A 25,347-nucleotide genomic window follows, 5' to 3' on the forward strand; every position below is an offset into this window, starting at 1 on the left:
AGGCGTGGCACTCCAGTAACCCTCAGCATGCTGCTCGACTCCCTTCACACCAGTGCCGCCAAGGTGGTGTTCCCGGAGCAGGACACGGTGCTGCCGCACAGAGTCCTTCCGCTGCAGGCCGAGAGGTTCGCCCACGAGCTGCTCGAGAAGGGGGTACGGCGCGGGGACGTCGTGGGCCTGCTCATGCCCACGACGCCGGAGTTCCTGCCCGCCTTCTTCGCAGTGGCCGGCGCGGGCGCCGCAGCGAGCATCCTGCCCCTGCCCCCGGTAGTCCTGGACCCGGCCGCCGCCGCACGTCATCTGGCGCCCATGGTAGAAACGGCGCGCATGCGGCATCTGGTGGTGCACGGCACCGGGCGGGCGATCGCAGAACACCTCGCCCAAGCCCATCCGGAACTGTGCCTCGTGGACGCTTCCGCCACGCTGGCTGACGTGGCGGGGACGGGCACGACGGCCGTGCAACCGAGTGCGGGCGAAGCGCCCGGGCCCCAGGACCTGGCGCTGGTGCAGTTCACCTCGGGAAGTACCAGCCGGCCCCGGGGCGTGATGCATACCCACCGGGGTCTTCTCGCCGGGGTGAGCGCGATCAATGAGCGGATCAGGGCGAACTCCGATGATGTGCTCGTCCAATGGGTACCGCTGTTCCACGACATGGGACTCGTTTCCCTGCTCTGTTCCCTGCACGCGCACGCCGACGCCCATCTGTTCAGCCCGATGGCCTTCATCCGTAAACCTGCCGAGCTCGTCAAGCACATAGCTCGTCACCGCGGAACGGTGACCGCCAGCCCCAACTTCGCCTACGACAAAATGGCGTCCCTCTCAGATGGGATGTCACCCGCCCTCACGACACCCGATGGACTCTCGCAGTGGCGACTGGCCCTCAACGGCGGGGAAATGGTGCCGGCACGCACCCTGGACGACTTCCTGACGGCATTCGGCCCGCTGGGAGCTTCCCCCGGGACGTTGTACCCCGTATACGGCCTGGCGGAGGCGGTACTGGCGGTCTGCCTGCCGCAACCAGGCACGACGCCCCGGCGTGTGCACGTGGCCCGGGACACGCTCATTCCGGGGCAGCAGGTGTCCTTCGTAGACCACCAGGACAGCGGCGTGACCCTGGTCGGTGCCGGCACTCCCGTCACCGGCATCGAGGTCAGAATCACCGCAATGGATGCCAACACCGGCCTCGGCCAGGGCTGTCTGGGAGAGATCTGCATCCGGGGCCTCCCCGTGACCACCGGCTACCTGCACCAACCAGACGCCACAGGGAGAGTCCTGAAGCACGGCTGGCTGCACACCGGTGACCTGGGCTTCTTCCATCACGGAGAACTCTTCGTGGCAGGCCGGCTCAAGGACATGATTGTGGTCCAAGGGCGCAACTACTTCCCCGACGACGTCGAAGAGCTCGTAAGGGATCTGGCGGGGATATACCGCCAGCGCGTCGTAGCCATTGCAGACCCGGATACAGAACACATAGTCGTGGTCGCCGAATCCACCGCCCCGCCGGGCACTGCGCAACATGAGCGACTCTTGCGCACCGTCGAGGGCGCGGTAACAACGGAGCTGGGCCTGTCCGCCGTCCGCGTGCATCTGGTCGCTCCACGCACACTTCCGAGAACCACCAGCGGCAAATGGCAGCGCTCCCGCGTACGCGAACTGCTCGCCCTCCCTACCCAAGCCAAAGACTCTCCCAAGCGCTGACGCGGTCGCCTCAAGAGCGGACCGGGCCGGCAACCGCCCGAGCAAGGAGGCCCAGTAGCCATGCCCACTCCCCCCATATCCGACCCGCCACCATCCGCGGAACAGATCAGCCAAGGCGTGCGCACTCTCCTCGCAGAAGTCCTCCAGCGCCCGCCCACCGAGGTGGATATGACCCAGCGGCTGACCGTCCTGCCGGGAATGGATTCACTGCACCTGGTTCAGACCGTTGTCACCTGCGAGAAGCAGTGGAACATCCAATTGGACGAAGAGGAACTCTTCGATGTCCGCACTGGCGACGATTTGTGCACCCTCATCCTGCGCACCGCCACCGCGCAGGAGGGCACCTCATGAGCGCAGCCGAGCCCATACACCTTGAGCCCGCAGCCCTCGACACCCAAGCCGAAGCTGCCCTCCGCGCACTGAGAGAGCACGACACCGTGGTGCCGGTCGACCTGCCCGAAGGCCTGCGGGTCTGGGTCATCACCCGCTACCAGGAGAGCCGCAAGGCCCTGACGGACCCGCGCTTCGTCAAAGACATGCGCCGCCTGCAGGATCCTGAGCACGGCTTCGCCGGCCAGAGGTACGCCGAAGACATCCTGGCCACTGAAGGCCGTCACATGCTCAACAGCGACGGAGCCGAACACAGCCGTCTGCGCTCCGCCGTGGCGTCCTACTTCACGACACAAGCCATCGTCGGACACGAGGCGCAGATCAGGCAGATCGCAGCCACGCTCATCGAAAAGGTGGCGTCGCAGGAGCGGGTCGATCTGATGAGTACCTACGCCCAGCCCCTTCCCGAACTGGTCATCGGTCGCATCCTCGGTGTCCCCGACCACACCATGCCCGTGATCGGCCGCCTCAGCCGGCAACTGTCCGGCCGGGACAACCCCGCCACCGCGCCCATGCGCCGCGCCTACAGCGACCTCGTCGACCTGGTGCGCGACCTGACCACCCACCCCCCAACCGACGATCCCCAAACCGTGATCAGCGGCCTCCGAAAGGCGGTCGCCCGCGGTGACCTGAGCCGACGCGAGGCGGCTTCCTCTCTCATGCTCCTTTTTGCCGCCGGGATCTCCACCACCGCAACCGGACTAGGACACGCGGCCGCAACACTCATGTACACCCACGCTGCGCTGCGTCCCCTGCTCGGCTCGGCCAAGGGCGCCGCGTGCCTCGTCGACGAAATACTTCGGCACCACCCCCCTATCCCGTTCGCCTCCTGGCGCTTCGCCCCCCTTGACGTCCCTGTCGGATCGACGACGATCCCAGCAGGTTCACCGGTCCTGATCCTGCTCGCATCGGCCAACCGCGACCCCGCAGCCTTCCCCGCCGCTGACGAACTCGTTCCGGACCGACAAACCACACCCGCGCACCTGGCCTTCGGACGCGGCCCGCATTACTGCATCGGCGTCCACCTCGCTCGTCTGGAGATCAGAATCGGGCTCCAGACCCTGTTCGCGCGGCTGCCAGATCTACAGCTCATCCACCCCCATGAACACACCACCTGGCGAGGGCTTCTGATTGACCGCACAATCACCTCCCTCCCCGTGATCACACAGACAAGCCCATGACCAGCGCCTCCACCTATGCACGGCTCCTATCGGTAGGTTCCTACCGGCCCTCTCGCGTCCTGACGAACGAAGCCGTGGCAGCCAACCTGGAAGTGAACGACATCTGGCTTCATCGGCGCACCGGAATTTGCACACGACGAGTCGCCAGCGACGAAGAAACACTCGCGTACATGGGGGCGCAGGCCGCCAACGCAGCAATGCGACGGGCAGGTCCAGGCACCGATACCGTGGACTGCCTGATAGCCGCGTCAATGACGCACCAAGACCCCGGTGCTTCCCTGGCCCGGTCGATCGCCGATCTTCTGCCGAAGCCACCTCGTGCCGCCCTGGATGTGAACGCTGCCTGTGCAGGCTTCTGCGTAGCTCTGGAACTCGCCCGCTGCCTCATCCAGGGGCGCACCTTCAACACGGTCCTCGTGGTCGGCTCCGAGCGGATGAGAGACATCGTCGCCGACGACGACCGTGCCACCGCACCCGTCTTCGCCGACGGCGCGGGAGCGGTACTTCTCCACGGCGCGCCACAGACTGGCATAGGGGCTCCTGCCTGGGGCAGCGACCCAGCACGCCGACACCTGATCACCCGCCCCGACCTAAACCGGGCTGACGGCGAACCATCCATGCTCCAGATGCAAGGGCCACAGGTGTACCGGTGGGTCATCGACCATCTCCCTGACGTCGCCGCGACAGCACTGCAGAGAGCCGGGGTCGACGTCTGCGACCTCGCGGCCTTCATCCCGCACCAGTCCAACGACCGCATCATCACCGCGCTGAGTGTGGCCTTGGACCTGCCGCCGCACGTAGCCGTGGCTCGCGACATCACCCACAGCGGCAACACTGCAGCAGCCTCCATCCCGATGGCCATGGACACGCTCCTGCACATCCGGCCCGACCTGTCCGGGAAACTTGCTCTCCTCCTCGGCTACGGAGCGGGGATGACATTCGCGGCACAGGTCGTGCAATTGCCATAACCGCCCGAAGCGCGCAGCAGAAGGACGGAACCGTGTACCTCGACGACGTAAGGCAGCCTCTGCTCCAACACTGGGCTTTCGTCGACCTGACCGACCTGAACGGCCAGGCCGAATACATCCGTGAAAGGCCCGCCGCCACCCTCGCGAAGCTACAAGAACAAGCCGGCCGCGAAAAAGACCCCTTCGCTTCCCTCGCCCAAAGGACGACACCGGCGAGCCCCGCATGACGACCCCCCTATCCAGTACCCGGATCCTGATCACCGGCCTAGGCGCCATCACACCGCTCGGGTCCGACGTCGAAACCACTTGGCGAGCCGCCCTCGCTGGCCACTCCGGCGTACGCGCACTTGACCAACCCTGGGCGGAAGATCTACAGGTACGTATCGCTGCACCGGTAACCACTGAACTGCCGCTGTCCCGAGTGGAAGCGCGACGCATGGACAGATGCAGCCAACTCGCCATAGTCGCCACCCGCGAAGCCTGGCGAAACGCAGGACTGAAAGAGGCCGCCAACCGCCGAACGCACGACCCACAGCGCGTGGCGGTAGTCGCCGGAATCGGGATCGGGGGCCTGAGCACCACACTGGACCAACAGGAAACGCTACGCACCAACGGGCCACGCGGGATCAGCCCCCACGCAGTGACCATGCTCATTCCCAGCGGACCCGCCGCGCACATCAGCATCGAGATCGGCGCACAAGCCGGAGCCCTCAGCGTGGCAAGTGCCTGTGCTTCAGGTGCCGAAGCCATACTCCGCGCAAGCCAGCTCATCCGAGCCGGCGAGGCAGACATCGTGGTCGCCGTGGCCTCGGAAGCACCCATCGTGCCGCTTACCATCGCAGGCTTCGCAGCCATGCGCGCCTTGTCCACAAACAACGAACATCCCACCCTGGCGTCCCGCCCCTTCGACGCAAACCGTGACGGATTCATCCTGGGTGAGGGCGCTGCGGCTCTCATCCTCGAGTCAGAGCAGTCCGCCCGAGCCCGAGGCGCCCCGGCCTACTGCACCTTTGCCGCCGGAGCGCTCACCACCGACAGCTACCACGTCGCACTGCCTGCCCCCCATGCCATTCAGTCGGCGCGATCCATCGAACTCGCCCTGGCCCGTGCCGCCCTGGCCCCTCACGACATCACCCATGCCAACACCCACGCAACCTCAACGCCAGCCGGCGACCTGGCTGAAGCGCGGGCCTACACAAAGGCATTCGGCGACCACTCCCAGAAGATCGCCATCTCCGCAACCAAATCGATGACCGGGCATCTCCTCGGCGCAGCCGGCGCGCTCGAAGCAGTCTTCGCCGTCCTGGCCCTCGTGGACAGACTCGCCCCGCCGACCATAAACCTGAACGCTCTCGATGCGGACATCGCGCTGGATATCGTCAAACAGACTCCCCGTTCCCTTGCGCCAGGCCCGATCAACGCCCTGAGCACTTCCTTCGGGTTCGGAGGACACAACATCGCACTCATCTTCAAGAGCGACACCGGATCTACCTCCCCAGCGACCCCCTCCTCATGAACGAAGACCTGGAAAAGCAGGCAGCGTACATAGAGAGGCAGACTGCCCAAAGCCGACGCGAACCTGCCACCCCGGCAGATGCCCCGACAGGAAGTCGGCAGTAAGCACCGACAGCGAGCAGGGTGATCAGGTAGCCCCCGTGAGAAGGTGCGGGGCGGAGTAACAGTACGGGACACCGCTTACGAGGCAGCAGTTTCCCTAACCGGCACCTTCCACCGCATCTGCGCTGCCCGCGAACCCCACCTGCCTTGATGTCAGTCACATGCTCCCTCGGGATTCGGGTGACGGTGGCTTCTTGCAGAGGCGTGTGCCTCGGCACTGCCGGCAGTCTCTTTGGACGGGAGAGTGGCCGTCCTTAACCTCGCCGACTCCGCCGGATCGGAGAGGTCCACCCGGATCTCTCCGACCGCCGCGACCCCGTTCACCGAACTGACCCGAACCTCAAATGCCTGCTGCAGCACGTTGTCCAGCGCTGTCGTCCCGTCCATGAACCGATCCCTCCCCTGCCCGGGCCGCAGATGCACAGGCCGCCCGATTCGACCGCGGCTCCCGGCCGTCTCGCAAGCCGGTTCCTTCGCGCCCGCGGTTCAGCGCATGTGCCGACGGACGGTAGTCGCCGCAGGACGGAGCTACGCTCCCTCCTGGCCCGACCGCCTGTCCTGAGGCCGGCTGGCTGTCGACCGGCCCCGGCCATGTAGCGGCCAAGCAGCCAAGGACGTTCGCTCGTACCGGGCAGAGGAGGCAAGTCCGCACACCGACACCCCTGCGAAGGGATTTCCATCAATGACCTCAGCTACCGGCTGAAGAACCGCCACAAGGCCATCGAGCGCGAGAACGACGTGGCCTGACCACCCCGACGCTTCCGGCGGCCGAGCACGTGATCAGTCGTTGATAACCCGTCGAAAGATCTCGGAGAACGCGCCGTTCTCGATCAGCCCGGCACTCACGCCGGCCATGCTGTAGATGCCGGGGTCTCTGACGATCAGGCCGTCCGAGACCCAGAAATACTGGCCCCCCGAGGGCCTCGTCGGTCCCTGCCCAGAGCTTCATCAGACGTTCGACTTCCGCGACGGTGAACACGGTCGCGGTCCAACGAGATCCATCCTTCAGCGTCACGAAGACATCGACGTTGCAGACCTCGTCCAAGTCGTCGCCGTCCTGGGCAGGAACGACGCTTGGAAGTCCTCCATGCGGGCCGATATCAGGGCTCGTCCCACCCTTGTTCGATCGGTTCAGACGATGTGCTGGAGCTCATCGCGTGAGTGTCCCTGCTCGGGTCATCGATCTCAACCGACATCCTCTGCCCCACTGCCGCTGCCTACGGCCGGAGCCGGGGAGAAAAGTCCGTACGCCGACAGACCGGACTGTGAGGGCGAGCGAGCAGTTGACCACCGCTGCGCCCGGATCCCCCAGCCCGCCTGCTCATGTGACGAGATGGCGAAGGGGGCATCCGGGTGGACTGCGGACGCCGACGAAACTGAGGGCGCGCCCTACGTCGTCCCCGCTCCCAACACTCGTCCTACGTGTGGGGAGATACGCATGACCGTCTGGAAGATGTCTGCGGTTCCGTCGGTGGCCGGATGGCTGGACGCAGACCCCTACCGGTACCCCGGCGCCGCCACTGCCGAGGACGACCTGCCGCCGGGGCCCGCATGCGACACGATCGAGTCACGAAATCCCATCCGGTCCGCACTGGATACCGGGCGGCGTCTGCCTGCGCGGGGCGAGCCCTCGAACCGCAAACGCCTGGACCTGCATGCCGCCCTGACGCGCGCCGGTATCGCGCCGGCCCCCGGAGACATGGAGGCCCTTGAGGTGCTGAGCACACTGGACGACACCATCCACACCGTGCTGCTTCGCTGGTTGCACCGCCCATGGTGACCTGTGAGTTACGCCTTGGTCCCGGACCGCCAAAGCGGTCCGGGACGTACTGGGAACGCCCCAGCTGCGGGGGACAGCCTCTGTGTCAGGGGCGGGGGCCGGGCTTGCCGCCGTCGCGGCGCTCACCGCCCCGGCCGCGTCCGCGTTCGCCCGTGCCGTCCTCGAAGGCGATCTGCTCCTTGCGGACGGTGTCGGACACCTCGCGCTCCTCGGTGACCTCGTCGGTTTCCAGCCGGACCCGTTCGACGGGGACGGTCTCCTTGCGGACCACGGGCTCCTGCGCGTGCAGGGTGACCTCGGTCTCCGCCTCGCCGATGTCCGCCCGGCCCCGCGCATCACCACTCAGAGGCTCCCGGACGACGCGGACCTCCTCGTGACTGACGGGCACCGTCGTGGTGACGTTCTCCGTCACCACGTACTTGCGCAGCCGCGCCGTGCCGACCTCCCGCTCCTGGCTTCCGACACGCAGCCGTTCCTCGGAACGCACGATGCCCTCATTCCCCGCGTCCTTCGTGCGGGAGGTGGCCGCCCCGTCCCCCTTGGCCGTCGGCTGCGTCCCGTCGCCGGCTGCGGCAGCCCGGTCGGCGGCCTGGGGGATGCCGTAATGACGGTAGAGCTCGTTCTCCTCGGCGGCGTCAAGGTGCTGGTCGGCATCGACGCGGGGGGCGTCCTTGACGGTGTCCTTGGGGTGCGCCACGTGCAGTTCCTGCCCATCGCGGCGGGCGCCTGCGAGCGGGACGAAGGACTCCTTGGTGCCGAAAAGGCCGGTTCTGACGGTGACCCACTCCGGGGTACCGTCCGCGTCGTTCACGTAGACCTGCTCGACGCTCCCGATCTTGTTGCCTTCCGGGTCATGTGCTGTGAGCCCCTGAAAGTCCTCGGGCCTGCGCATACCGTCCATAAACGCTCTCTCCTTCAGCGACGCCCGGCCGGGGGCGAATGCCCCTCCTCTTCGAACCATCACGTCTGCTGTTCCATTGCGCTGCAAGGTTCCGGCGGGGGCAAACGCAGCGTGCTCTCTCTAGCCCACCCAGGGTGGACGTTTTACGGCCAGCCTTTCCCCGCGCGCCGAAGCTTTTCCGCGACTGCCGCGGCGTACCTCCACGGCCACCAGCTCGGCTACACCGGCAGGGGCTGGCTGCGCTGCGAGACGACCGCGATCCTCGGCACCTGGCAGCCGGCCTACGCACCGCTCACCCACGCCGCCGCCAACCTGCCCCTCCGCGACGGCATCGGCATGGACCCGGCGCACTACGCCGTCACCGTCGAAGCCTGCAAGCAAGACGGCAGCGGCCACACCCTCCTGCGGCCCGGCCCCTACACGCAGACCCAGCACGCCGCCCGGATCATCACCGCACTGGAAGGACGGGAGACCACGCTGGTACCCGGTGCCTGGGTCAGCGCCTGGACGACAGAGTTCGACGCCAACGCCCACAAGAGTTACATCGCCCCGTATACGGGTGATGTTCGCGAGTTCCTGGACGACGCCATCGCGGGGACGAGTGCGTGACAACGGCTCTGTACGAGATCGCGACCCGCGAAGGTGATGGCGGAGCCGTACACCCCGCCGAAGGAATCAGACTGGCCTCCTCACCTATGGCTTCATATCGAGACGCACAAGCGCGCCAATCTCCACAAGTTGGTCCGGCAGTGCCAGATCGGAAACGCCCATGACCGTGCTGGCGGGCCGGTGCTCCCCGAAGTACTCGGCGTGGAGGCGTGCTGTCGTGTCGAAGTTGTCCCGCAGGTTCCTCACCAGAACTGTGGTCTCCACTATCTGGCTACGCTCGGCCTCGAACTGTCTCAGCACCAGGTCCAGATTCTCCAGCGTGGTGCGGACCTGCAGTTCGAAGTCGCCGTCACCCACGAAGTTGCCGTGACGGTCATGAGACAGCTGCCCCGACACATAAACCGTGTCACCGACCTGAGTGGCCTGGCTGTATCCGTACAACGACTCCCACGGCATGCCGAACCCGAATGCCTTCATCTGAGAACTCATCACTCACTCCCTTGATGCAACACGCGGGGCCGTAGTTGCAGGCAGGCCCCTTGCACGTAGAAGTTACGGATCCGGACAAGCGGTGCTTGTCTGGTAGTGCCGTCTATGTGTTCTTTGCGCGCACAAAATTGGCTGCGGTGGGTTCCTCCAGACACTGGCGCTATGAGTGAAACCATCACGCCGACGACGAGGTCCCCTGCCTCCTCACCACACCCGTTGGCCATCCTGTTTCACCCTCCAGTAGAGAACGGAAGAGGCTCAGCGAGCTTGTGCCGACCCACATAGCGCAAGGTTGGAACGCCGCCTCTTCCCCAGTCACCGACGACTACGACCGGGACGACGCCCCCGAGGGCCGTGCCGGCCTGGAAGTCCAGTTCGCGGCCGCGGTCCGCGAGTGAGCCGCGCCGCAGACGGCCCGCACCCGCTCACCCCGGCCGACATCCCGGCCGGGGACCAGCGGGCAGACGGCTGCCTGGACTGCCACCTCCCGATCCAGGGCGGAAGCGCCGGCCTCGTCGCGCACCGCCGCACCGTCCACACCCGCGCTCGGGCAGCCCGTGCGTTACCTCACCGAACGCTCGGACATCTGACACACAGCAGAGGCCCGGTCCCCCGTGTTCACTACGGGGGACCGGGCCTTCGGTGTTTTCAAGGACTACCCGGCTGCAGCGTGCTACTCAGGCGACGTGCTGTTGTCTTTGAGGAGGAGACTTGCCAGCCGCTTGCGCTGCTTGGGCGGCATGTGCAGCTTGAGGTGCGGAAGGAAAAGCTCGGCATCGTGCCAGGGGATACCGCTGGTGTCCTCGTGCTGCGCGGAGCGGCCCGTGGATTGGGAGGGGACCGGCACCGTCTCCCCGCCCGAGGCAGCGTCGACGGCAAGGTCCGGCTCAGCCGTCGCTACCGACGTGGCGGACTCTGCAGCCATAACCGGGTTATGGGTATCACCTTGGGGGGCGGCCTGCTGTTCTGGTGCAGGCGGCTGTCCGAGCGGAGCACTCGGGGCGATATCGGGGGCTGGTGGAGCATCGTGACCCATAACCGGGTTATGGGTCACAGCGGCAGGCTCGCTGACTGAGGCCGGTTGCAGGAGTGCCTCGTAAGCTGCCATCTGCTCGGCTTGGGGCTTGCGCGCGATGTCGCGGGCATCACGCTGGATCAGCTCTCCCCTGGCCACCAATGTCTGCAGTTCGGGAACCAGGTCGAGAAGGAGCTTGAGCTGCGAGATGTAGGGCTGGCTGCGGCCGATGGACTTGGCGACCTGGCCCTGTGACAGGCCCCGCCCCTGTGGGGGCTTGTCGGTCAGTTTTTTGAGGGTCTGCGCCTGCTGGATCGGATTGAGGCCCACACGCAGCCCGTTCTCCGCCAGCGCCCACACCAGTGGATTCTCGGCACCCTTGTCATCGATCTGCGCGGGTACCGAAGTCCGGCCGGCCAAAGGGGCAGCGGTGACACGGCGGTGCCCGGCGAGCAGGACGTACTCGGCGGAGCCGATGGCATCGCGGTGCTGCTCATGGTGCGCAAGGAACGCAGCTGCGTGGCAGACCGAGATGGGGCTGGTGACACCGATCTCGCGGATGCTGCTGACGAGCTGGAGGAACTCCTCGTCTGCGGTGTCGATGACACCGCGGGGGTTCTCCGGGTTGTCAGCGATCTTATCGAGGTCGAGTTCCAGGGTGATGTTTCCCTGGGGTTCCGTGTTCTGGCCCGTGGCACGTGCGTATGCCTGACTGCGTTCGCTACGCGCACCCGTGGCCCTGGTGAACGCAGCGGAGGCACCCATCGCGGCGGACTTGCTCTTGCTCACTGCAGTACTCCTGCGATCTGACGCATGGCGTCGGCCTGGGGGGAGCGGGGGGCGTACACCATGAGTGGCTGCATCAGGCGGACCGCTTCGCGCTGTTCTTTCAGGTCGCCGATGACCGCGACGACGCGGGGGTCTCCTATGGCCTTCCAGCCCGCGAGGGATGAGGTGGCGACGACTCCGCGTCGTGAGTCGTACATGTTCACGATGAGGCCGAGGTAGTCGACGACCACGGCAAGGTCGTTGCAGAGGTCCGAGATCTGGTCGACCAGCATGGCGTACGCCGTAGCGGAGGTGTCCTCTGCGAGGACGGGCACGAAGGTGCCTGAGCGGCCGGCGGGTTCGCCTTCGCGTCGGCGCCCGTAGTAGAGAGCCGCATCCATTACGGTGCCGAGGCTGGGCAGGCAGTCCACCACGATGGCGTCGTAGTCGGATTCCAGGGGAGCGAGTGCACGCTCGAGTGCGGCTTCCTTGCTGATGCGGTTCTTCCGGTCCAAGGACAGGATGGCGAGCCGCTCGGCCAGGACGAAACCGTCGAAGCAGGAGGGCAGCAGATGCAGGCGCTTCTGGAAGATGGCGCCTTCAATCTCTACTACCGTCTCCCGCAGGTCGCCCTTGGCTTCTCCGCACATGTGGGTGACAAGGCTGTCTTCACCAGGCGGGATCACGCTGACACCGAGCTGGTGGGTGAGATGCCCCTGCGGGTCGAAGTCGACCAGGAGGACCCGTTCGCCGGCCTCGGCGAGCGCCTGGGCGATTCCGGAGGCGACTGCAGTCTTCCCGACACCGCCCTTCTGGTTGCACACGATGAGCCGTCGGGGGGCGCGGGGGGCGGGGCGGCCGTTGGGGGAGGGGTGGGTATCCAGCCACCGGCTGACGGACTGGGCGAGCCCCTGTACGTAGGACACCCTGCGCTCGGTGCAGGTGGCCTTGAACGTCTCGTACATGCCGTCGGGTAGGTAGGTGCTGTACGAGTCGGCGCCCGTCGTGTCGACGGCGGGGAGCGCAGCGGGCAGCTCCTGCCATTCGGTGATGGCAGCGGAAACCGCGTCCTGGATATCCAGGCTCAACTCCGCTGCACGGACTTTCAGCTCTTGACGGAGGCCGGCCGGCAGCTTCGACGCCACCTTTACCCGGTCGCTGGTCGGATTTGGAGAGGTCATGACGTCACCATACTGACTCCCCTGCTGTGGTTGACACCCGATCTGCTACTTCTGATGCGTTTTCACTCGCCTGGTCTCGGCCGCCTCCTGAAACAACATCAACGTGCACGGCCGAGCCAGCTCATAACCCGGTTATGAGTTGGGGGCCGCCGAGCCGTCATCGACCCATTGCCGGACGCCTACCCATAACCCGGTTATGGGTCCGAACCGCCTCAGGTCCCAGATCGTGCACACCAAGCAGGGGAGCCGCTTCCGGCAAGCGACCTGTCGCACGGCCTCCGGGCCCTTTGCCCGCCCAGTGCACCGGCCCTAAAGAGGACGAGCACTCCGATCCAGGAGGGCATCACCGGCGTGAGGATTCGCAGCATCGACAAGCGCGGCCACCACCCTGGACTCACCGCTACCGATGCACACGTCACCCTCAGCGGGCTCGCCGCCCAACAGTGGCAGACCCTGCTCACCGACCAGTGCAATGACGGCCTGACCCACGACCTGATCCGTTTGCGGAGTGCACCCGCGCTGACGGCGTTCGAGGAGAGCTACCTGGCCTGGGACGCCACCTGGCGGGAAGAACGCGCGGGCATGGCCTGGGTCGCCAGCGGGCTCCGCCGCGTTGCCCTCTTCCACATGACCACCAAGCCCCACTCCATCAAGTACTGGCAGCACGGCCTGGGATAGAAGCTCGAGCTGCCCTAGGAACACGGCGTTCCCGTCGACCACGAAGTACTTCTGACGCACTTGACCCGTCCGCGCTGGAGACTCTCTCCCGACCATCCGCGAACACTGTCAGCGCAAGAGCTGCGCCTGCGACGGAGGAGAAGAGCGACAGTACTCCTACACCTTGCGCGTGGACGATGCGCGTCACTGCGAAGTGACGCTGACCTTCCAGGTCATGTAGGCCAGGAGAGACATCACGTGCGAACACGAGCGGCTCACCCAGACCGGGGACCCATCTGACTGGCTCGCATGTGTACTGCCCCCTCACCACGGGGACGGCCATGTCGGTGGCCTGACAGCTACTGACTTCGGCGTGTCAGGGTGAACTGTGGGGAGGCCAGTAGCGCCCAGGGTCGGCGGGATTCACCAGCGCCCTGAGGGTGCAGCTGCTGTTCAGGCCCGGGTGGTGAGTCGCGCGAGTGCCACGTCGTAGCGTGTTTGGACCTCTGGACTCGGGGCTGCGCGCAGGAGGGCGGCGAGTGCTCGTACCGTGCCGTCGTCGTAGCCGGCGGCTTCCGCTTCCTGGGCCGCGAGGTCGAGCTGTGCGGTGCCCTCGGTGTGGTGTCCGAGGCCGAGCAGTGCCTCGCCCTTGATCGTGAGCAGGAGGAGGTGGGGGATGTCGGTGGAGCCGGGGCGGTCGTCGAAGTCCAGGGCGCGGGTGGCGGTGGTGAGGGCTTGCTGCCAGTGGCCGGCGTCGGCCTGGTGGCGGGCGAGGTGCTGGGTGGCGAGGCGTTCGATCCTGCGGTCGCCGTCGCCGCGCGCGAGGTGGACGGCACGTTCGCAGGTGTCCGCGGCGACGTCCAGGTGGCCGAGGGAGCCTTGGGCCTGGGCCAGCACGATGAGGGCGTTGGCCTCGGCGAACGCGTCGCTGGCTCCGGCGGCGAGCGCGCATGCCGCTTCGAGGTGCACGAGTGCCTCGGTGGTGCGTCCTTCTTCGGTGAGGACCCAGCCGAGCATGTTGAGAACCCGGGCTTCGCCGTGCTGGTCGGCGTCGGCCCGAGCGGCGGTGAGGGCGGTCTCCAGGAGCGGGGTCCAGCCGTCGCGCACCCGCCACACGATCAGCGGCCACATGGTCATGACGATGCGCCAGGTGCGCTCGTGCAGGAGGGTGGCGTCGGCGTCGGCGATCGCCGACGCGAGGTTGGTCTGCTCGGTGGTGAACCAGGTGACGGCGGCGGCCCGGTCCGCGAACTCCCGCACCGAGGCGGGCGGGTGGAAATCGGCGGGGAGGGGGAAGCAGTCCTCGGAGCCGGGTTCGGCCGCGGCGACGGCGGCGTTGGCGGTGGTGAGGTAGTGGTCGAGGAGGCGCTTGACGGTGTCGGGGTGGGCGTCCAAGCCGCGGGCGTAGAGCCGCACGAGGTCGTGCATGGTCCACCGGCCGGGCGCGCTCTCGTTCAGCAGGTGTGCGGCCGTCAGGTGCTCCAAGGCACTGTCGGCGGTGGCCGGGTCGGTGCCGACCAGGGCCGCTGCCGCGTACCGGTCGAGGTGGCTGCCGGGGTGGCGGCCGAGGGTCGCGAACACGTCCGCTACGTGGGCGGGGAGTTGGCGCAGCGTCAGGTGGAGTGCGGCGCGCACGCCGGTGTCCTCCAGGTCCAGCAGGCCCAGGCGCCGTGTCTCGTCGGAGAGTTCGCCGGCCATCGCGGCCAGTGTCCAGCCGGGCCGGCCGGCGAGGCGGGCGGCCACCACGCGCAGGGCCAGGGGAAGTCCGTCGCACAGCTCCGCCAGGCGGAGCGCGGCGGCCGGTTCGGCGTGCACGCGCTCGTTGCCGAGGGCCTGGGCGAGGAGGGCGGTGGCGTCTTGGGGGGTGAGGGTGTCGACGGGGACGGGGCGGGCGTTGTCGGTGACGATCAGCCCGGGGAGCTTGTTCCGGCTGGTGACGACGGTGACGCAGCGGTCACCGCCCGGCAGGAGCGGGCGGACCTGCTCGGAGTCACGCGCGTTGTCCAGGACGACGAGGAGCTGCCGGTCGGCGGCGAGGGCGCGGAACATCGCGGCGGCGGCGTTCTGCGACTGCGGGATCCGCTCGGCCGGCACGCCGAGCGCGAGCAGGAAGTCGCGCAGGACTTCGACGGCGGCCGGCTCGCTGGTGTCGCTGAAGCCGCGCAGGTCGGCGTAGAGGCGCCCGTCCGCGAGTCCGGCGGGGTCGTGGTGGGCCCAGTGCAGGACGAGGGCGGTCTTGCCGACGCCGGCGGGCCCGACGACCAGGCACACCGGTGCCTCGCCCGCGCTGGCGCGGGTCAGGGCGGCGAGCTCGGCGGCCCGGCCGTGGAAGGCGCGCGGCGTTCGCGGCAGCAGATCAGGTGCGCTCATGGTCAGGGTGGCCTCGGGTGCGGCGGCGGTGGTCTGCGGTACCGCGGTCGCCACCACCACGTCCTTCGCGGTGCGGGCGGGGCGGGGACGGCCCGCGCTCGCGGCCTCCTCCAAGCCCCGGGCGCCGGCCGCGTCCAGGCCCAGCGCCTTTGCCAGCGCCTGGACAGTTCGGCGCTGTGGACCTCGGGAGCGGCCCTGCTCCAGGTAGGACAGGGTACGCACGCTCACCCCCGCTGCGTTCGCCAGGTCCTCCTGGCTGAACCCCGCGTGCTGGCGCAGCGCGTGCAGCAGCGTGCCGAAGGAGCGGTCGGTCCTGATGGTCGAGGCCATGCTGATGATCTTCCCGTGTTCGACGTGGCCCTGGCCGAACGCCGAACCCAACCTGCAAAAGTATGCGTCACCTACTTTTGCGGGCGAAATTGCCTGGTCCACCCGTCCCTGGCCGGGTTGGATCGAGACCTGAGGAAGAAGGCCCCGGAGCCACCCGGAAGCCCCTCCACCGACCCTTCACCCCCCCCACCGGGACCCGAAGGGACCGGGTGGGCGGGACGCTGGCCGCTTCCTCAACCGTCCGTCCCGCGAGAGCGCCCCTGCCCCGACGCAGCGGCAGGCGCCCACGCGGAGTCTTCGCCACGCGGCCCACACCCGCGCCGCAACTGCCTTCAGGAGAGCCACTCGATGCACCTGCATCCGACATCCACCATGCGCCGAACCAGAAGGCAGCTCGCCGTCCTGCTGCTCGCCATGGCCTCCGCCGTCAGCCTCCTGTACGGGGCCGCCGCCCCCAAAGCCCACGCAGAGGTCCCCCAAAACCAGATGTTCACCGACATCGACTGGTACATCGACGACTACGGCGCGCCACTCAGTAGCCACCGGGCGCGAGACAACGCGGACGGCTACAGCGCCATGGTGAATGCGCTGCGCAACGCCTCCGGCCACCAGATGCCAGGCGTCAGCAACAGCCCGGGCTACATGGACACCCCGACCCGCACCAACACCAACCGTGTCATCCGGGTCCTGGTCTGGCGCCACACGGCGGCAGGCCGGCGTGCCGACCTCGCGCTGTACTTCAACGTCGACAACCTCTACTTCCTGGGCTTCTCCTCCAACGGCAACCATTACCGCATCGTCCCCCGCCCCAACCAGGCCGACCGCGCGTACACCAACCACCTGCCGGAGCGGCTCCGCGTCCGCTTCAATTCGCCGACCCCTCCCCTGTTCAACCAGATCACCGGCGACGGCAGCTACGCGCAGATGTCGGCCTCGCCTGCGTGGCGGGGGGACCAGATCTACACGCCGTCCATGATCTACAGCCGGGCGGAGACCCTGACCAACCTCCAGCCGGGGGGCCAGAACACCACCCAGGTGAACCAGGCCATGGCCTACATGATCCAGGCCACCTCCGAGGCCGCCCGCTTCGGCTGGATCCAGAACCGCATCGCCTCCACCATCTTCCAGGGCGGCGACTACCAGGAGGAAGGCGCCCCGGCCAACCTCGGCCCCTTCGGCACCGACCTCGAACTCCACTGGAGCCACCTGTCCCGCATGGCGCACAACACCGCCGCCCACCGCGCCGACCCGGGCGTGACGATCAACAACCGCATCTACCGCACCGTGACCGAACTCGGGAACCCTCAGAACAACCAACCCCGCCTGACCCCCTTCCTCGCCCTGTACGCCAGCGGACAGGGCTGACCACCACACCGCCGAGCAACCGGCCGGGCCCGATCCACCACGGACCGGGCCCGGCCGTCGCGTACCCCCGCACCCCGCCTACAGGCTTCGGCTTGAGTGCGTGCGCGCTGGCCTGGGCGACACGGACTTCTCCATGCTGATTGTGGGCGTCAGCGACATCCTGGCCGCGTTCGTCGACCAAGCCGAACCGGTCAGCGTGGGGTGACCCGTATCGGTTGATACTGCAGTTGAGCGAGGCCCGCACCGATGAGTGGGTGCGGGCCTCGATTCATGAGCCGGACCGTGCTGCTCAGCGGGCGGGACTGGCGGGGAAGCTCTCGGCGGCGTACGAGGTACGGCTCGTAACGGGCGGTGAGTACCAGGCCGCCCCCGCCGCAAGAGCGAGCACCGCAGCGTGTGGGCGTGGTTACTGACTTCGGCTCGGCAGGGTGATCTTTCATGAAACCTCTGGTGTTGCCTGGGCGTTGCCCGTAATCCGTTGTGTGTGAGGTATGCGGATGGGGGCGGGCTGACCGCTGCGGGGCGTCAGCGCCGCGAGGCCGTACGAGCACAGGCGGCCGAGTTGTTCGAGCAGAAGATCAAGCCGCCGGAGGTCGCACAGCGCCTGCGGGTGAGCCGGAAGACGGCCTATCAGTGGCACCAGCTGTGGCGGGACGGCGGACGCGGGGCGCTGACGTCCCGTGGCCCGGGCGGATCGCGGTGCCGGCTGTCGTCGCGCTGTCTGGAGAAGCTCGCCGTGTACCTGGAGCAGGGGCCGGCCGCGCATGGCTGGGTGGAGGACCAGGTGTGGACCGCGGCCCGGGTGGCCACGCTGATCGGCAGGAAGTTCCACGTCTCCTACAGCGTCTCGGGTGCGACGAGGTTGATGCACCGGCTCGGCTTCTCCCCGCAGATGCCCGCGCGGCGGGTGGCCGAGCGCGACGAGCAGGCCGTGAAGGTGTGGAAGGAGGCGACCTGGGCGGAGGTAAAAGAGCCCGGGCGGCCTGCGGGGGCTACATCTGCTTCGAGGACGAAGCAGGCTTCACCCGCAAGCCGCCCCAAGGACGCACCTGGGGCCGGCGCGGCGTGACCCCGGTTGTGACGGTGAGCGGACGGCGCTCGGGACGACTGTCGGTGGCCGGGCTGATCGCGATGCGGCCCGGCTCACGCACCCGGCTGTGCCACCGGTTGATCTCCCACCCTGCGGGCAAGGGCAAGCGCCGCAGCCTGAGCGAGCGTGACTATGCCGCCCTCCTGGACGGTGTTCATCAGCTGGTCAAGGCGCCGATCGTGCTGGTGTGGGACCGGCTCAACACCCACGTCTCCAAGAAGATGCGGAAGTTGATCGACGAGCGGGAGTGGCTGACGGTGTTCCTGCTGCCCGCGTACTCACCCCAGCTGAACCCGGTGGAGTGGGTGTGGTCGCACGTCAAACGCAGCCTCGCCAACCTCGCCGTCGTCGCCCTCGACCGTCTCGAGACGCTCGTCCGCAACCGGCTCAAACGCCTCCAGTACCGGCCCGGCATCCTCGACGGCTTCATCACCGGATCCGGCCTCACCTTCGCCACCCTCACGTCACCCTGACGAGCCGAGGTCAGTAAGGCCCGACGCAGAAACGACAGCTCTCCCACATCACGCGCCAGCCACCGCGTCCAGGAGCCGCCTCATCTCGGAGAAGGCAGCGGCAGCCTCCGGGCTGGGCGCGGTGAGTTCGGCAAGGGGCGTGAGAGGGGAGAGGATGTCGACCAGCCTCCCGTCGTGCACCCGGTCCTCGACCGCGCGCAGCTCGGTCCGCACACGGCCGTTGCTAAGCCCGCTGCGCGCGAGAGCCTCCGCGAGGTCGCGTTCGGCTGGACTGGGCTGCCAACTGCCGTTGCTGAAGTCTTTGCGCAGCAGGGCGACGTCGCGGGCAAGGGCCTTGAGCAGAGCAGAAGTAGTCACAGGCTGTCCAACGAAACCGCAGCGGACAGGCATCGACGGCCCCCTGCACAACTTGTCGACCGCTGGGCCGTTGGGCGGCACCCAGGCCATCCAGGCCACCCAGGATCCAAGGGGTGAGGGTGAGGGAACGCGCCGCACCAGTCTGCGTTGACCCGTACGGCACCTCGAACACCCCCTGGCAGAGTTGCCCGCGACGACGGGGCCGGTGATGTGCGTATCCGGTCGTCAGGCAACGGGACGATTGGGAGATACGGGGCCGTAGCCACGAGGTTCGACAAAAGGGCCTACATCTTCCACGGCACGGTCACCATCGCAGCGATCCGGCTCTTGCTCCGCCCATGAGCCACCAGGCGGAACTCGGCCGTGCGCCGTTCGGTCGGAGCTGCGCTGGTGCTGCGCGAGTGAAGGGGGCCGCCTGGAACAACACCCAGGCAGCCGTACCGGTCATCCCTTGGAGGCAGCCTCTCGGATCCGCGGCTCGAATTCCCGCCGCACATAGGCGTCGAACGGCGCCGTCAGTGCACCGTCGATCACCTGCCGCACCCGATGCTCCGCCGCGAACTCCTTGATCGCTGCGTGAGAGGCCGGCTCCACACCCCCGCCAATGATCAGCACCCCAAACTCATCGGCCTCCAACAACCTCCGAGCCTCCTCATCGGTGCTCACTCCCTCCGCGTCAAAGCCGTCCTCGCGAAGTGTGGCCAGCACCTCCGCCACCCTGGCGGAAGTCCTTCCCAGCACCAGCGTCTTCATGGCCGTTCCTCTCAGGTACGTCGACATCTGCGTCCCCGAACCTAGAAGCTCAACTCAACTTGAGGTCAACTCCAACTACCGCCCCGGCAATCACATGATCCGCCGGTCAGGTCCCAGTCGAGAGCTGAAATCCCGGCGCAGAGCGGGTCTTCGCCAATTGGGAGGTCCCGCGATTTTTGGCGGTACCAGGCGTAGACGAGGCGGATCCCTCGGAGTGGACAACTCGCGAGAGAGGGCGTGACAGTGACTTCGTCCGCACCACCGCCGGCCTGTCGTGTAGCGACGCTGACCGATGCTGCCTGGCCTTTCTCCCTGCACCCCGATCGCCCCTGAGTAGTCCCCGACCTGACCCGGAAGAACCCCTAACACGGGCACCACATGGGCGGGAGCGCACCTAACGTGACGACGGTGACACGGCTGGCCGCACGTCTGACGCAACCACTCTCTTCATGAGGAGGATCTATGCCGTTAAGGGGTAAATCCGCCCTGCGGCGTATCGCCGCGCGGGGCACGGCCATGGTGGTGGGAGCCATCATGGCCATCATCACCAGTCTCGCCGCCGCTCCCTCGGTCCATGCGTCGCCATCTGCCATCGGGGCCCTGCGGTGGGCACCGTGTGACGACCCGGCGAAGCCGGGAGCCGAGTGTGCCACTCTTTCAGTGCCGGTTGACTGGGCCTACCCGGACGGGCCGAGGCTTGACCTGGCCGTGGCCCGCCGCAAGGCCACCGACTCTGGCACACGCGTCGGCTCGATGGTGTTCGGCCCCGGCGGGCCGGGCGACTCGGGTGTGGAGATGGTGGTGCGCCGTATCAGCCGGTTCAGCTCCGAGGTCCGCCGCAGCTTTGACATCGTTAGCTTCGACCCGCGCGGTGTGGGCGGCAGCAACCCGGTGACCTGCTCCGGCGGCCTGCTTGCCAAGCGGCCGTCGCCAGAGCTGAAGAGTCAGGCGGACTTCGACGCCGCCACGGCGTATAACAGGCAGCTGCGTGCCGACTGCCGGACCCATACTGGCCCAGTGTTCGACCACCTTGACACCGCCCAGACGGTTCGGGACTTGGACGCCCTCCGGGCCGCCCTCGGCGAGCGGAAACTGACCTTCCACGGCAGCTCGTACGGCACGCTGCTCGGGGCACAGTACGCCGAGACCTACCCGCGCCGTGTGCGCGCGATGGTGCTGGAGAGCGTCATGGACCACAGCGTCCCGACCACCCGTGACTTCCTGCGGTCCGAGGCGGCCAGCGCAGAGGATTCATTCCAGGAGTTCGTGCAGTGGTGCGACGGTGCCGCGGATTGCGCGCTGCACGCCCGCGATGTCCGCGCCGTCTGGCAGGGCCTGTTGGCCCGGGCCGGGCGCGGCGAGCTGGAGGACCCCGCGAGGCCAGGCACCTCGCTGTCGACTTCGGATCTGGTCAACAAGATCGCGTTTCGGAAGTTCTACCAGGCCGACTACGCGGGCCTGGCCACGGCGATCGCGGGGATGGAAGCGAGCAAGCCGCTGCCCGCGTCGCCCACCTCGATAGCACCGCTACCTTCGGCCACCCCGGTCTTCTGCTCGGACTGGCACCTGCCGGTGCGCGACTACCAGGAGTACGCCTCGCTCGTCGCCATGATGAACACGACCGCGCCTGACCTGCCTTACCTGCTGCCGATCCACATGGCAGCGGCGTGCCTGGGCGCCCCGACCGCCAACCCGCAGCACCGCTTGGACGCACACGGCGCCCCGCCGATCCTGGTCTCCAATGCGCTGCACGACCCCGCCACCGGCTACCCGTGGGCGGTCTCGGTGGCCCGGCAGCTCGGCCGCAGCGGAGTGCTCCTCACCTACGAGGGTCACGGCCACGGCAGCGTCACCAGCGGCCCGTGTATGGAGGATGCGGTGGACAGCTACCTCATCGACCTTGTAGTCCCGCCCCGGGGCACCAACTGCCCCGCCGTACTGTCCTGACAGCTTGTCGATCCGGATCCGCCTGGGGGCGGATCCGGTAGGAAGATGATCGTGACGCGCAAGCAACTCACCGATTACCACGAAGCCCTGGCACGCGTGCGTGAGTTGGTGCGGGAAGCGGGCCCCGGCGCAGCAACGCACCCACCGCTGCGCACTGCGCTTCGGCCCAGCAGCTGAAGGGCGCGGACCTGGTCCACCGCGCTGACAGAACGCCGCGGAAAACGAGGTGAGGGCTGTGCCCCGGTTCGGCCTCCTCCGCGTACTCATCGAGCAGATTTGTGCCGGCCACCTCCTCGGCCGACTCGCGCAGCTCGTCATCGACGCCGTCGCGCTGTACTGAGCAGCCGAAGTTGAGCGCTACTCTCCTTTACTGGCAGCGGCGCGGCGGGTGAGGTCGACGCCGGCTGCGCGGGCTTCCTTGAGCCGGATGGACACCAGGCCGGCGGAGACAGACAGCTCGCGCGCGATCTCGTATCCCTTGAGTCCCTGGCGGTGGAGTTCGACGATCTGGTCCCGTCGTTGCCGGGACCGGTCCTCGTACGCCGCGCGTTCCTCGGCGACCATGCGCACCACCGTCCGGGGGGACACCCCGAACCGGTCCGCGAGCTCGCGGGCCGTCACGGTGCGGCGCTCACGCGTGGGCTCCCGTGTCATGACGTCCCCTTCATGTACTCCAGCATGGCTGCGGCGCGCTCGTCCCGGCGCGCAGCGCGTGCGGTGCCGCTCTTCTTGCCGCGGGCGGACTGGATGGCGACGAAGGTGGCCTCGTACACGGCCGGGCCGTCCTTCCACATCCGCGATCGTGTCGTGATCCACCGGTGGATGCTGTTGGCGATCCCGCGGGCCTCCACAGCCGGCAGCGGCTCGGCGAACTCGGCGTTGCGGGTGTGCACTTCCGCGTGGATGGCGCTGCGGAGAGTCTCGGAGCTGCCGAAGTGGTGGCGGACTTCGCGGTACGCCCAGGTCCGGGCCGTCTCGAAGATCGAGCAGTTACGCCCCAGCCCCGTGATGTTGGTACGGAACCTTTTGGTCTCCCGCCAGCGCGTCGGCGGCATATGGCCGCCCAGTGCCTCCTCCAGTCCTCCGAGCGTGTGGAGACCGCCATGGAGCCACTCCGTGCTCCAGTCCGCGTGCAGCGGATTTTTCGTCATCAGCCCCGAGTAGGCCGCATCCCCATCCATCGCCCGACGCAGCCCCTCGGTGACAGCGGCAGCGTAGGCCAACGGCTTGCGCCGGGCGTACTCGGTCCGCGTCACCGCCTCCGCCAGAGCCCACACCGCATGCGCATGCCCGTTCACCGGGTTCTCCACCACCGCATTGGGTAGCGGATGCGATCCCACCGACGACACCGCCCGCAGCACCGCATCGGCGTGATCCACGTCCACAACGAGAAGATTGCTCACCGCCGACGGGTTCGCCTCCACGTAACGACGCGTCATCGCCACCGGCCGCCGCTCCCGACGGATCCCCTCATGCAGCCGGTTCGTCGCGTACGGCCGCAATGGCAGCCACAACTCGTCCCACTGCCCCCCGGGCAACTCCACGTTCATGCGTTGATCATCCCGGGTCGGCCAGGCTGGAGGGGGTCGGACACGCCGCTAGCTTTAAAGTCGGTCACGAACCAAGTCAGATGATTGGGAGCTCCGGGGTCCTGCTCTACCGGAATCCGTTGTACCCCGCCATGAAGTGCGGTCACCTTTAAGGTCAGACAGAAACCAAGTCAGAGCGGATCAGGAACGTGACCACCTCATGCCCGCATATCACGGACGGGTGAGGATGCCGTGGGTGCCGATGCGGCGCCAGATCACGTGCGGTGTGCCGGGACGGAGCGCCGCACCGTAACTCCATGTGGCACGTCCGGCGGGCCCGGTGCCCATGGACCAGGTCAGCTCGTAGACGCCGGGTGCGCGCTGGACGCGCTTGACGCGCAGGCCGGGACGGAATCGTCCTCCGGTGCGCAGGTCCTCGACGAAGGCCGTCACGGTCTGGAGGAATCGGCGACGCTGTTCGGGGGTGAGACGGTCCAGGTCGGTGGTGAAGCGGGGGGTGGTCTCGTACGTGGGCACGGCGAACTCCTCCAGGACGCACGAAGCCCCCGGCCGGTGGGCCGGGGGCGGTGGTGGCTGGTCGTGTGGAAGGGCGTCGGTGACGTGGTGCTCAGTCGTGGCGGGTTGTCGAGGCAGTGGTGTGCTGGTGCGCGCTCGATGACGGTGGAGTCGGTTGCATGACGATTCCGGGGCTGGTGGGGCTCGTGTGGTTGCGGCGCAGTATTCGCACGGAGTTGTCAGGCGCCCTCATGGCCGGGGAGCGGCGGCATCTCCTTCCTCCAGCGGCCGGGGTGGAGCAGGTGGCAGCCGGCGGGGCACCAGCAGGCCTTGACGACCTCTCGCTGGGGAAAGGGCGACTGGGCACTCAGGACCAGGTACACCCGCTCCTCGGTGATCGCGGAGCAGAGGGGACAGGGGATTGCGGCTCGAGTGATTTCCATGCGCGGGAGAGTGCACAGGTCGGTGGCTTACCGTCTCGGGCTGGCCCAGTGGCTCGCCTGGCGGGCGCTGCGGCAAAGATGCCGGTGATGGCTTCCCGCCCGGCGGGACCGACCCCGGATCGCGCCTCTGTGCAGGTCAGTACCGGGGTTCCATGGGCCGATGATCAGCATGCCGCCAGTTCGCCCGGGGGCCGGAGTGCGCTACCTCTTCCGTGGCGTGATAGTCGGCGACGGCCACCGCCGGGCGGGTACGCCGCTGCGCACTGCCCAGGACGAAGCCGGTGTCCCGCCCGGCGTGTGGAAGGGCCGGGGACTTGCCGTGCTCGGCCTGACGGCCGGAGACGTGGTGACCGAGCGGCAGGCCGAACTCCTCCTGGGGGAGGGCCGGCACCCGGACGCCGACCGGATCGAGTACGAACTCCTGGCGCAGGGCAAGAGCCCGGCACCGGCACGCCGGGCGACCGTGCTGGGCAGGCCTATCGAGTGCAACGCCTCGCCGAAGACGGAGAAGGCGAAGGAGCGCACGCCGTGGCTGGCGATGGACTTGGTCTTCCGGGCCCCGTCGACGGCCCACATCGCGTGGGCGCTCACCGATGACGAGGCCCGTCTCGTACTGGAGTCGTGCCAGGACATCGCCCGGGACAGGACGCTGGCGTGGCTGGAGGAGTCGGTCGCACAGATCCGGTGGGGGAGCGGCGGCAGACACCGCCGGCCGGTGAAGGACGGGTTGATCGTCGCGGTGTTCCGGCACTACGAGTCCCGCGCCGTCGATTCGCGGCCGCTGTTGCACGACCACGCGGTCGTGTCGTTCCGGGCCCGGCGGCCGCACGACGGGAAGTGGGGCTGCAGGCCCGCATTTCGCGTGTCCCTTTCTCATTGACCGTGGCCTTTGTCCGACCCAAGGGACAGTGTGGTGAGAC

At 67.8% G+C, this 25,347-nt stretch carries 24 protein-coding genes and 2 pseudogenes; 14 read left to right on the forward strand and 12 right to left on the reverse strand.

Features of this window, described 5'->3' with window-relative positions:
- The first annotated feature begins 27 nt into the window (after positions 1-27).
- Genes ACZ56L_RS34765 through ACZ56L_RS34790 form a run of 6 tightly spaced genes read left to right on the forward strand, consistent with a single transcriptional unit; the run spans position 28 to position 5,753 of the window.
- On the forward strand, positions 28-1,698 hold the full coding sequence (locus ACZ56L_RS34765; RefSeq protein WP_471069090.1) for an AMP-binding protein: 1,671 nt from the start codon (positions 28-30) through the stop codon (positions 1,696-1,698).
- A gap of 60 nt (positions 1,699-1,758) precedes the next feature.
- Positions 1,759-2,049, forward strand: a complete 291-nt coding sequence (locus tag ACZ56L_RS34770) for an acyl carrier protein (RefSeq protein WP_471069092.1) — start codon at positions 1,759-1,761, stop codon at positions 2,047-2,049.
- Entirely contained in the window at positions 2,046-3,269 is a 1,224-nt protein-coding gene (locus ACZ56L_RS34775) for a cytochrome P450 (RefSeq protein ID WP_471069094.1), read from the forward strand. The genes ACZ56L_RS34770 and ACZ56L_RS34775 overlap by 4 nt, the downstream gene beginning before the upstream one ends.
- Positions 3,266-4,237 (forward strand): beta-ketoacyl-ACP synthase 3, encoded by a 972-nt coding sequence (locus tag ACZ56L_RS34780; RefSeq protein ID WP_471069096.1) that lies wholly within the window; start codon positions 3,266-3,268, stop codon positions 4,235-4,237. The genes ACZ56L_RS34775 and ACZ56L_RS34780 overlap by 4 nt, the downstream gene beginning before the upstream one ends.
- A gap of 32 nt (positions 4,238-4,269) precedes the next feature.
- A complete protein-coding gene (locus ACZ56L_RS34785) occupies positions 4,270-4,464 on the forward strand; it encodes a hypothetical protein (protein WP_471069098.1) in 195 nt (64 codons plus the stop codon).
- Complete coding sequence (locus ACZ56L_RS34790; protein WP_471069100.1) at positions 4,461-5,753, forward strand: beta-ketoacyl-[acyl-carrier-protein] synthase family protein; 1,293 nt, start codon at positions 4,461-4,463, stop codon at positions 5,751-5,753. Before ACZ56L_RS34785 ends, ACZ56L_RS34790 begins: the two co-directional genes overlap by 4 nt.
- 881 nt (positions 5,754-6,634) lie before the next feature.
- Here the strand turns inward: ACZ56L_RS34790 and ACZ56L_RS34795 are convergent.
- A pseudogene (locus ACZ56L_RS34795) lies at positions 6,635-7,008 on the reverse strand (hypothetical protein).
- Between the two features lie 284 nt (positions 7,009-7,292).
- Here ACZ56L_RS34795 and ACZ56L_RS34800 point away from each other — a divergent pair.
- A complete protein-coding gene (locus ACZ56L_RS34800; protein WP_471069102.1) occupies positions 7,293-7,634 on the forward strand; it encodes a hypothetical protein in 342 nt (113 codons plus the stop codon).
- A gap of 85 nt (positions 7,635-7,719) precedes the next feature.
- On the opposite strand, the gene ACZ56L_RS34805 is transcribed toward ACZ56L_RS34800, so the two are convergent.
- Positions 7,720-8,535, reverse strand: a complete 816-nt coding sequence (locus tag ACZ56L_RS34805) for a DUF2382 domain-containing protein (RefSeq protein ID WP_471069104.1) — start codon at positions 8,533-8,535, stop codon at positions 7,720-7,722.
- A gap of 111 nt (positions 8,536-8,646) precedes the next feature.
- On the opposite strand from ACZ56L_RS34805, the gene ACZ56L_RS34810 reads away from it, so the two are divergent.
- Positions 8,647-9,144: a cupin domain-containing protein gene (locus tag ACZ56L_RS34810; protein ID WP_471069106.1), complete on the forward strand. Its 498-nt coding sequence runs from the start codon at positions 8,647-8,649 to the stop codon at positions 9,142-9,144.
- A gap of 84 nt (positions 9,145-9,228) precedes the next feature.
- Here the strand turns inward: ACZ56L_RS34810 and ACZ56L_RS34815 are convergent, their stop codons facing one another.
- On the reverse strand, positions 9,229-9,633 hold the full coding sequence (locus ACZ56L_RS34815; protein ID WP_471069108.1) for a RidA family protein: 405 nt from the start codon (positions 9,631-9,633) through the stop codon (positions 9,229-9,231).
- A 269-nt stretch (positions 9,634-9,902) separates the two neighbouring features.
- Here ACZ56L_RS34815 and ACZ56L_RS34820 point away from each other — a divergent pair, with 269 nt between their 5' ends.
- The gene (locus ACZ56L_RS34820; RefSeq protein ID WP_471069110.1) at positions 9,903-10,031 is read left to right on the forward strand and encodes a hypothetical protein; all 129 of its coding nucleotides are present in this window, start codon (positions 9,903-9,905) and stop codon (positions 10,029-10,031) included.
- Positions 10,032-10,306: 275 nt separating this feature from the next.
- On the opposite strand, the gene ACZ56L_RS34825 is transcribed toward ACZ56L_RS34820, so the two are convergent.
- Complete coding sequence (locus tag ACZ56L_RS34825; RefSeq protein ID WP_471069112.1) at positions 10,307-11,437, reverse strand: ParB/RepB/Spo0J family partition protein; 1,131 nt, start codon at positions 11,435-11,437, stop codon at positions 10,307-10,309.
- Positions 11,434-12,597: a ParA family protein gene (locus ACZ56L_RS34830; RefSeq protein WP_471069114.1), complete on the reverse strand. Its 1,164-nt coding sequence runs from the start codon at positions 12,595-12,597 to the stop codon at positions 11,434-11,436. Before ACZ56L_RS34830 ends, ACZ56L_RS34825 begins: the two co-directional genes overlap by 4 nt.
- Before the next feature lie 351 nt (positions 12,598-12,948).
- Here ACZ56L_RS34830 and ACZ56L_RS34835 point away from each other — a divergent pair, with 351 nt between their 5' ends.
- Positions 12,949-13,275 carry a hypothetical protein gene (locus tag ACZ56L_RS34835; protein WP_471069116.1) on the forward strand — a complete coding sequence of 109 codons (327 nt, stop codon included), beginning with the start codon at positions 12,949-12,951 and terminating at the stop codon, positions 13,273-13,275.
- 432 nt (positions 13,276-13,707) lie between these two features.
- Here the strand turns inward: ACZ56L_RS34835 and ACZ56L_RS34840 are convergent, their stop codons facing one another.
- The gene (locus ACZ56L_RS34840) at positions 13,708-15,954 is read right to left on the reverse strand and encodes a helix-turn-helix domain-containing protein (protein ID WP_471069118.1); all 2,247 of its coding nucleotides are present in this window, start codon (positions 15,952-15,954) and stop codon (positions 13,708-13,710) included.
- 372 nt (positions 15,955-16,326) lie between these two features.
- Here ACZ56L_RS34840 and ACZ56L_RS34845 point away from each other — a divergent pair, with 372 nt between their 5' ends.
- Together ACZ56L_RS34845 and ACZ56L_RS34850 are read left to right on the forward strand one after the other, a co-directional pair.
- Positions 16,327-17,319 carry a ribosome-inactivating family protein gene (locus ACZ56L_RS34845; RefSeq protein WP_471069120.1) on the forward strand — a complete coding sequence of 331 codons (993 nt, stop codon included), beginning with the start codon at positions 16,327-16,329 and terminating at the stop codon, positions 17,317-17,319.
- 484 nt (positions 17,320-17,803) lie between these two features.
- Positions 17,804-18,882 (forward strand): IS630 family transposase gene (locus ACZ56L_RS34850; RefSeq protein ID WP_471069122.1). Its coding sequence is split into 2 segments (ribosomal slippage): positions 17,804-18,305 and positions 18,305-18,882, totalling 1,080 coding nucleotides; the frame shifts between segments, so codons are not numbered across the junction.
- 48 nt (positions 18,883-18,930) lie between these two features.
- Here the strand turns inward: ACZ56L_RS34850 and ACZ56L_RS34855 are convergent.
- Together ACZ56L_RS34855 and ACZ56L_RS34860 are read right to left on the reverse strand one after the other, a co-directional pair.
- Positions 18,931-19,239 (reverse strand): hypothetical protein, encoded by a 309-nt coding sequence (locus tag ACZ56L_RS34855; protein ID WP_471069124.1) that lies wholly within the window; start codon positions 19,237-19,239, stop codon positions 18,931-18,933.
- A 444-nt stretch (positions 19,240-19,683) separates the two neighbouring features.
- Positions 19,684-19,992: a hypothetical protein gene (locus ACZ56L_RS34860; RefSeq protein WP_471069126.1), complete on the reverse strand. Its 309-nt coding sequence runs from the start codon at positions 19,990-19,992 to the stop codon at positions 19,684-19,686.
- 462 nt (positions 19,993-20,454) lie between these two features.
- Between ACZ56L_RS34860 and ACZ56L_RS34865 the strand changes: the two genes are divergently transcribed.
- A complete protein-coding gene (locus ACZ56L_RS34865; RefSeq protein ID WP_471069128.1) occupies positions 20,455-21,939 on the forward strand; it encodes an alpha/beta hydrolase in 1,485 nt (494 codons plus the stop codon).
- A 357-nt stretch (positions 21,940-22,296) separates the two neighbouring features.
- On the opposite strand, the gene ACZ56L_RS34870 is transcribed toward ACZ56L_RS34865, so the two are convergent.
- From ACZ56L_RS34870 to ACZ56L_RS34885, 4 genes are all read right to left on the reverse strand, one after another.
- The gene (locus ACZ56L_RS34870) at positions 22,297-22,593 is read right to left on the reverse strand and encodes a hypothetical protein (protein WP_471069130.1); all 297 of its coding nucleotides are present in this window, start codon (positions 22,591-22,593) and stop codon (positions 22,297-22,299) included.
- Entirely contained in the window at positions 22,590-23,489 is a 900-nt protein-coding gene (locus ACZ56L_RS34875) for a replication initiation protein (protein ID WP_471069132.1), read from the reverse strand. Before ACZ56L_RS34875 ends, ACZ56L_RS34870 begins: the two co-directional genes overlap by 4 nt.
- A 210-nt stretch (positions 23,490-23,699) precedes the next feature.
- Complete coding sequence (locus ACZ56L_RS34880; RefSeq protein ID WP_471068735.1) at positions 23,700-24,005, reverse strand: hypothetical protein; 306 nt, start codon at positions 24,003-24,005, stop codon at positions 23,700-23,702.
- Positions 24,006-24,223: 218 nt separating this feature from the next.
- Entirely contained in the window at positions 24,224-24,427 is a 204-nt protein-coding gene (locus ACZ56L_RS34885; protein WP_471069134.1) for a hypothetical protein, read from the reverse strand.
- Between the two features lie 160 nt (positions 24,428-24,587).
- Here ACZ56L_RS34885 and mobF point away from each other — a divergent pair.
- Positions 24,588-25,271 (forward strand): annotated as a pseudogene (gene mobF, locus ACZ56L_RS34890) (MobF family relaxase); the annotation flags it as partial.
- Positions 25,272-25,347 lie beyond the last annotated feature (76 nt).

This window comes from Streptomyces sp. NPDC039736 (assembly GCF_055596485.1).

Coding starts and splice junctions, on each gene's coding strand:
- ACZ56L_RS34765 (WP_471069090.1), top strand. CDS start 28: ATGCTGCTCGACTCCCTTCACACCAGTGCCGCCAAGGTGGTGTTCCCG.
- ACZ56L_RS34770 (WP_471069092.1), top strand. CDS start 1,759: ATGCCCACTCCCCCCATATCCGACCCGCCACCATCCGCGGAACAGATC.
- ACZ56L_RS34775 (WP_471069094.1), top strand. CDS start 2,046: ATGAGCGCAGCCGAGCCCATACACCTTGAGCCCGCAGCCCTCGACACC.
- ACZ56L_RS34780 (WP_471069096.1), top strand. CDS start 3,266: ATGACCAGCGCCTCCACCTATGCACGGCTCCTATCGGTAGGTTCCTAC.
- ACZ56L_RS34790 (WP_471069100.1), top strand. CDS start 4,461: ATGACGACCCCCCTATCCAGTACCCGGATCCTGATCACCGGCCTAGGC.
- ACZ56L_RS34800 (WP_471069102.1), top strand. CDS start 7,293: ATGACCGTCTGGAAGATGTCTGCGGTTCCGTCGGTGGCCGGATGGCTG.
- ACZ56L_RS34805 (WP_471069104.1), bottom strand. CDS start 8,535: ATGGACGGTATGCGCAGGCCCGAGGACTTTCAGGGGCTCACAGCACAT.
- ACZ56L_RS34815 (WP_471069108.1), bottom strand. CDS start 9,633: ATGAGTTCTCAGATGAAGGCATTCGGGTTCGGCATGCCGTGGGAGTCG.
- ACZ56L_RS34830 (WP_471069114.1), bottom strand. CDS start 12,597: ATGACCTCTCCAAATCCGACCAGCGACCGGGTAAAGGTGGCGTCGAAG.
- ACZ56L_RS34840 (WP_471069118.1), bottom strand. CDS start 15,954: ATGGCCTCGACCATCAGGACCGACCGCTCCTTCGGCACGCTGCTGCAC.
- ACZ56L_RS34845 (WP_471069120.1), top strand. CDS start 16,327: ATGCGCCGAACCAGAAGGCAGCTCGCCGTCCTGCTGCTCGCCATGGCC.
- ACZ56L_RS34860 (WP_471069126.1), bottom strand. CDS start 19,992: ATGAAGACGCTGGTGCTGGGAAGGACTTCCGCCAGGGTGGCGGAGGTG.
- ACZ56L_RS34865 (WP_471069128.1), top strand. CDS start 20,455: ATGCCGTTAAGGGGTAAATCCGCCCTGCGGCGTATCGCCGCGCGGGGC.
- ACZ56L_RS34870 (WP_471069130.1), bottom strand. CDS start 22,593: ATGACACGGGAGCCCACGCGTGAGCGCCGCACCGTGACGGCCCGCGAG.
- ACZ56L_RS34875 (WP_471069132.1), bottom strand. CDS start 23,489: ATGAACGTGGAGTTGCCCGGGGGGCAGTGGGACGAGTTGTGGCTGCCA.
- ACZ56L_RS34885 (WP_471069134.1), bottom strand. CDS start 24,427: ATGGAAATCACTCGAGCCGCAATCCCCTGTCCCCTCTGCTCCGCGATC.